The sequence below is a fragment of the Falsigemmobacter intermedius genome, from assembly GCF_004054105.1.
Classification (GTDB): domain Bacteria; phylum Pseudomonadota; class Alphaproteobacteria; order Rhodobacterales; family Rhodobacteraceae; genus Wagnerdoeblera; species Wagnerdoeblera intermedia.
On sequence record NZ_SBLC01000097.1, the window covers coordinates 1 to 3594 of the forward strand.

Consider the following 3594-nt stretch of genomic DNA (forward strand, 5'->3'; position numbering starts at 1 on the left):
TGACCGCGTGACCGGCTTCACACAGACTGCAACACACCAGGTGAAAATAACTTGGCAATGCCAGAGATACAGTTGCTAACACCTGTTGACCGGCGCGCATTGAGATCTAACACTCGCCTTATGGTTCGGTCTCGTTTCCGGGAGTTGATGGGGTGCTCAGATTTTTTCGAAATATTGCTCTGTCTGCGCTTCTCGCTTTTCCGGCGAGTTCAGCTGAACCTGATGTCATCAGCTATGGCGCGTTTTCCTATGACGCCCGGATGCCGCAGGTGCTTCTGCTGACCGGCGAAATCGGAAAGTCTGACAGTTTTGAACTACGGCGCGCGCTGCGCGAACACGAGATCAAAGCCGTTGTTATGGGTTCTGCAGGGGGCAACCTTTACGAAGGCCTGCAAATGGCCGCAATTCTGCGGGACAAGAGCATAGCAAGCTATGTTCCAAACGCCCTGAGCTGTGAAAGTTCCTGCGCAAATATGTTCTTCGGCGGCGCTCAGCGAAAGGCAGGTGGGCATCTCGGCGTTCACCAGTTCTACAGTCCTCAGGGCGACCGCGCCGCAACCCTGTCTGTGGCCCAGGCCCAGACCCAGTATACGGCGGCTGAGGTCATTGGGATATTGAATGAGCTTGATACACCGCCATTCGTCTATGAGAAAATGTTCGGCACGGCCGAAATCCACTACTTTACGTCCGATGAAAAGCAGCGGCTGGCACGGGATGCCGAGAATCCTGACTTTCTGCGCCTGACCGGGGAAATCGAGAGCTTTCTCTCGCAAAATCCTGAAGCGGCGGCGCGACCAGAGCCGTCGCAGACATTGCCATCAGTGGCAGCCTCAGTGCCGCCCCCGGCTCCGCCGCCCTCCACCGTGCCAGAGCGGGGTGGTCGCCATGACCGCTTTACCAGCACGGATTTCTTTGGATCGGATATTTTGCCCAAAGGGCAACGAAATATCTCTGTTGGCCAATGCGAGCAACTTTGTCGTGGCATGCCGGGGTGTGCGGCCTGGAGCTATGTGCATGAGACGCGGTGGTGCTGGCCTAAAGCTGCTGTGGAGAATATTTCTATGGCGGTTGGGATCACTTCCGGAGTGGTGGATTTCAGCCGGATGAACAAGGGTATTTTCGATCGCCCCTTTATAGAAGTCACGGCAACGGACTTCAGCGGCAATGACATTCTGCCCAGAGGCATGCCTCATACAACCCTCGATGAATGCCGGCGCGCCTGCTATGGGTCCAGCCAGTGCACCGCATTTACCTGGAACGGAAAAACAAACACCTGTTACCCGAAGTATTCGGTCGGCCGGATCACAAAGTTTGTGGGTGCAATCTCAGGCGTGAAAAATCGTCCTTAGCGCAGGGTATTGCGATAATCGGCGGAGAGCGCCAGTTGACGCAGAAGCAGGGTGTAATCTTCTGCATTAAGCTTCGTTTCGACGGCGCGCAGAACCTCGGCCGTATGTTCCAGTCGATCCGTCCGGCGATAGTTGGACCAGACGATAAAACTGTGTTCGGCGCGCATCGCGGTCAGCACAGCTGTCTCAAGAGGCATCAGCGCCTCGACAGCCGTCATTTGCAGATCATCGGTAAAGGTTGGGATTTGCGGCCCCATATTGTTCCGCAACCAGCGCGTTGCCGAGACGGAGAGTGACGTCGGCAGCCAGGGTGTATCTGAGAAGCCATGATGCAGCAGATGTCCGACCATCACGCCTTCCGCCAGGCCGGCCCTGGCGATCGCCTGATAGGGGATCAGTTCGTTCTCTCGCCATGTCAGAGTGACATCGGCGGTATCGATGTGGCTGTCGGTTGCTGCGCTGCCGTGGCCTGGAAAATGCTTTAAGGTCGTTCGCACCCCTGCCTGCCTGTGCGCCTCGACGAACGCCCTCGCATGGAGAATGACCGACTCCGGATCGCGGGCGAATGCCCGACCGAGTCTGCCGATCACCGGGCTTGCCGTATTGACGTTGAGGTCTACCACCGGAGCGAAATTGACGTTCACCCCGGCGGCAGAGAGCTCCCAGGCTCGCTCCGCCCAATAGGCCTGAAGCTCCGCCGCACTCAGCGCTTTCCGGGCCAGTGCTGCCGCAGAATGCCACTGCAGAAAGCCATTTTCGGGGCCGACCCGCGACACCCTTCCGCCTTCCTGATCAATCGCGATGATAGGTGGCAGATCGCCAGCCGCGTCCCGGAGCGCGCGGGACAGTCGTGAGAGCTGGTCCGGCGATGAGATGTTCCGACGCAGCAGCAGGACGCCGCCAATCTGCCGCCGTTCCAGCATATGACATATCAGGTCGACATCGCCATCTCCCGCAGCGCGCCCGCGATATCCGACCACCATCAATGGACCCGGCGAGACGACAGTCCCCGCAAGGCCGGGTCCGGTCGCCAGGGACAAGGCGGATGCGGTAAGAAACCCGCGACGAGTGAGAGTGCTGCTCAGGGTCTGGCTCCATCCGCTTATGCGGCTTTCAATGGTGATCCAGGTTCTCAGACTGCCGAACACACGGCCCTGTTTCAAGGCTCAACGGCGGTATTATCGTATCACTCGAGATTGGCGTGATACAATTCCGATCACCAGTTCGGCTCATCGTCTCACCCCCTGTTAGCCGGGTGCGGAAAGTAATGCAGCCGCAGTCTTTCATGTCTCAGCGCAACAATCTTCCGAGGCGTCGCAAGCTGCTGCTGCGCAGTTTTCTGTTTGCTCAGGCCTGATGCGTAATCGGCCGGGCATCCAGGCGCAGATTCATCGCTTTCATAACGCTGAGAAGAGTTGTGAGCGTCGGATTTCCGCTAGGGGAGAGTGCCTTGTAAAGAGATTCGCGGCTGAGGCCGGTTTCAGCTGCGAGCTGGGTCATCCCCTTTGCCCGTGCGATAACGCCCAAGGCGTGAGCGATATAACCCGCATCACCGCTTTCCAGCGCATCCGCCATGAACTCAGCCACTGCTTCATCACTCCCCAGATAAAGTGCGGCATCAAAGGCAGTCGTTTCAATGGTCATAGCCGATCTCCTTAGCCATTCGCCTTGCCCGATCGATATCACGCGCCTGAGTCCCTTTGGTGCCGCCGCACAGCAGGATGTAAAGCTTACCGCCCCGACGACAGAAGTAGATCCTGTAACCTGGACCGTAGTCGATGCGAAGCTCACCAATTCCGTCGAAGACTTTAGCGTCTCCCAAAAGCCCATATGCAAGCCGTTCGATACGTGCAGCCACACGCGCAACCGCTCTGGCGTCTTTGATGTCCTCAAGCCAGGCTGAGAACTCCTTGGTGAGTTGGACTTCGTAGGACATGCGTATCTTATAGGCTACATGCCGCACGATGTAAACTCAAAGATACACATCCAGGCACAGTTGCGCTGGCAAAGAAGCTCAGCGTTTGATTCTGTGCGAGACTACCCACCGTTATCCACCCTTCCTCAGTCAATGCCTGAGGTTCAGCTTTGCATGAATAGACCTATGCTGCGCGCTTTGTGACCGGCCTTCCAAGGGCGGTGAGGTCGTCAGGGGCGGCCAGATGGCCCGCCTGTCCGTTGAGGTCAGGGATAGCCAGGCGCTGGCCGGGCAGTTTGCCGCGATCCACTCTGGCCTCGACGCGGTTTC

4 protein-coding genes are annotated in these 3594 nt (G+C 57.7%); 1 reads left to right on the forward strand and 3 read right to left on the reverse strand.

Annotation, left to right across the window (positions count from 1 at the left end):
- Nucleotides 1–152 precede the first annotated feature (152 nt).
- Nucleotides 153–1349, forward strand: coding sequence for a PAN domain-containing protein (locus EP867_RS19090; RefSeq protein ID WP_128491024.1), 1197 nt, complete (start codon nucleotides 153–155; stop codon nucleotides 1347–1349).
- Here the strand turns inward: EP867_RS19090 and EP867_RS19095 are convergent.
- The 3 genes from EP867_RS19095 to EP867_RS19105 form a co-directional block, all read right to left on the reverse strand.
- Nucleotides 1346–2332, reverse strand: a complete 987-nt coding sequence (locus EP867_RS19095; RefSeq protein WP_128491025.1) for a glycoside hydrolase family 3 N-terminal domain-containing protein — start codon at nucleotides 2330–2332, stop codon at nucleotides 1346–1348. The two genes, EP867_RS19090 and EP867_RS19095, sit on opposite strands and share 4 nt — an antisense overlap.
- 364 nt (nucleotides 2333–2696) lie before the next feature.
- Nucleotides 2697–2993 carry an addiction module antidote protein gene (locus EP867_RS19100; RefSeq protein WP_128491026.1) on the reverse strand — a complete coding sequence of 99 codons (297 nt, stop codon included), beginning with the start codon at nucleotides 2991–2993 and terminating at the stop codon, nucleotides 2697–2699.
- Nucleotides 2983–3285, reverse strand: a complete 303-nt coding sequence (locus EP867_RS19105; RefSeq protein ID WP_128491027.1) for a type II toxin-antitoxin system RelE/ParE family toxin — start codon at nucleotides 3283–3285, stop codon at nucleotides 2983–2985. Before EP867_RS19105 ends, EP867_RS19100 begins: the two co-directional genes overlap by 11 nt.
- Nucleotides 3286–3594: the final 309 nt, after the last annotated feature.